Source organism: Streptomyces sp. NPDC057253, from assembly GCF_042669125.1.
In the GTDB taxonomy this organism is placed as follows: domain Bacteria; phylum Actinomycetota; class Actinomycetes; order Streptomycetales; family Streptomycetaceae; genus Streptomyces.
In genome coordinates this window covers 1-1,151 of sequence record NZ_JBHUXV010000305.1, presented here as the reverse complement: position 1 = coordinate 1,151, position 1,151 = coordinate 1, and the positions used below count along the sequence as shown (strand labels likewise).

2 protein-coding genes are annotated in these 1,151 nt (G+C 70.8%); one reads left to right on the top strand and one right to left on the bottom strand.

Translation table 11 applies throughout. The annotated features are described in order from the left end of the window. Window positions 1-350: 350 nt before the first annotated feature. Window positions 351-914: a TetR/AcrR family transcriptional regulator gene (locus ACFULQ_RS49150; RefSeq protein WP_383558378.1), complete on the bottom strand. Its 564-nt coding sequence runs from the start codon at window positions 912-914 to the stop codon at window positions 351-353. Window positions 915-1,060: 146 nt separating this feature from the next. On the opposite strand from ACFULQ_RS49150, the gene ACFULQ_RS49145 reads away from it, so the two are divergent. Then, a partial coding sequence (locus tag ACFULQ_RS49145; RefSeq protein WP_383558381.1) for an SDR family NAD(P)-dependent oxidoreductase occupies window positions 1,061-1,151 on the top strand: 91 nt, incomplete at its 3' end.

Sequence of the window (1,151 nt, the reverse complement as noted above, 5' to 3'; positions counted from 1 at the left end):
AGTCAAGGGCGCCCGGCTTCACGCGAACGTCCCGGGCGGACCCGGTGGACCAGGACACCCCGGCGCCGATCCTCGCGTGTCTGCCGCTCGGCCGGGCCGCTGAACCCGCCCGGCTCCGGCTCGCCGCCCCAGGTCACGCCGTGACCCGCCGCGGAGGGGGCCAGCACCCGGACAGCAACAGCGCCCGACGCTCGTATGCGGCAGGTCCACTGCGTCGCCGTTACCTCGGTGGCGGCATGACCGAGGAAGGCGACGCGCTCTCGTCTGACTGCCCGGGGCACGGCCGCGGCGCGCCTTTGCCGGCCACGTGATCGGCGCAGAGGTATCGCACCGGAGTGCCGGCCCCTTGCCTAGCGGGTGTGAGTCGTGAGGCCCGTGAGGACGAGGGTGAGCCAGCGGGCGCGGTGAGTGGGCGGGTGGTCGGTGGGAGCGGCGGAGATGAGGAGGTAGATGTCGTCGACGGTGACGTCGGGGTGGAGGTCTCCGTCGGCCGTGGCGGTGGTGATGAGGTCGGCGAGCGCGGTGAGGGCACGGTGTTCGGCGTCTGCATCGACGGCGTGGGCGCCGAGGGTGCGGGCGGCGGCTTTGACGGCGTGGTTGGTGGCGGTGGCCTCGACGACGCGGGCCAGGAAGGCGGTGATCTCGTCGAAGGCGGGGGAGCCGTCGGCGGCGCGTTGGCGGGCCGCTTCGACGTCGGCGGCCACACGTCCGCTGTATTCGGCCTGGACGGCGGCGACGAGGTCGGTCTTGGTGGGGAAGTGGCGGTAGAGGGTGCCCACGGCGACACCGGCGGCGGCAGCGATCTCGTCCATGCCGGTGTCGGGTCCGTTGAGGGTGATCTGTTCGCGGGCGGCGTCGAGGATCTTCTTGCGGTTGCGGACCGCATCCGCGCGCGGCGCTCGGGCCTGGGCCATGGGACTTCACTCTCCAGACGGATCAGGGGCTTCGGGTCTCGTCAGGCGGCTTCCGGGGTGGGTGTGGGTTCCGGGACTTGCATTAACGTGAACCGTGGTTCATAGTAGTTCATGAACCCAAGTTCACCTTATCGCTAGGAACCCCCATGACCAAGACCGCTCTCGTCACCGGCGCCTCCTCCGGCATCGGTGAGGCCACCGCCCTCAAGCTCCAGTCCCTCGGCTACACCGTCTACG